Here is an 889-nt window from a genome sequence, read left to right as displayed (position 1 = left end):
AGGCCTGACTATGGCGCATGCCCAATCGCCCGCAGCATCTGCTGAAGGCGCCGCGCCGCTGCGCGTGTATGCGGCGGGCAGCCTGCGCGAAGCGCTCACCGAAGTGGCCCGCGCGTACGAATCCCGCACGGGCGTGAAAACCCAGCTGACGTTTGGCGCCTCCGGACTGCTGCGCGAACGCATTGAAAAGGGCGAGCCTGCGCAGGTGTTTGCATCGGCCGATACGCAGCATCCCCAGCGCCTCTATTCCGCAGCGGGCAGTGCATGGGTGCAACCCACGCTGTTTGTGCGCAACCAGCTGTGTGCTCTGGCCGTGCCGCAGCTCAATGCCGATTCGGGAAAGTTGCTCGACCTGATGCTGGATCCCGCCGTCAAGCTCRGCACCTCCACGCCCAGGGCGGACCCGTCGGGCGACTATGCGTGGGCAGTGTTCCGCAAGGCGGAAGCACTCAAGCCCGGTGCTTACACGGCACTGGACAGCAAGGCACTCAAGCTCACCGGCTCACCCGAAGCGCCCCAGCCTCCGCCGGGCCGGAGTACGTATGAGTGGCTGATCACGGAGGGCCGCGCCGACCTGTTCCTGACCTATTGCACCAACGCCGTGGCGGTTCGCAAAGAAGTGCCGCGCATGAACGTGGTGCAGATGCCGGCTGCCTTGCAGGTGAGTGCGGCCTACGGTTTGACTGCGCGAAGCGGGGATGCTGCGGCTGCGCAGTTTGCTGCCTACTTGTTGACGCCGGAAGCGCAGGAGGTGTTTCGGCGGTTTGGTTTTGGGGCGCCCTAGCAAGACACCCACCCCCGTCCAGTCTCACTGCGTGTAGCCTGTTCCCCCCTCGAGGGGGCGGCGCCTGCGGTCTGGCAAAGCCAGTCCCGCGGCCCCCGCTGGTAG

General features: G+C 66.2%; 1 protein-coding gene. It reads left to right on the top strand.

Going from position 1 to position 889, the window contains the following annotated elements:
• Positions 1 to 784 (top strand): molybdate ABC transporter substrate-binding protein (locus tag AC1DWI_RS24760; protein ID WP_477726125.1); only part of this gene is annotated, 784 nt, incomplete at its 5' end.
• Positions 785 to 889: the final 105 nt, after the last annotated feature.

This window comes from Polaromonas sp. P3_C2 (assembly GCF_056402675.1).
This window is presented reverse-complemented; position numbering and strand designations above follow the sequence as displayed.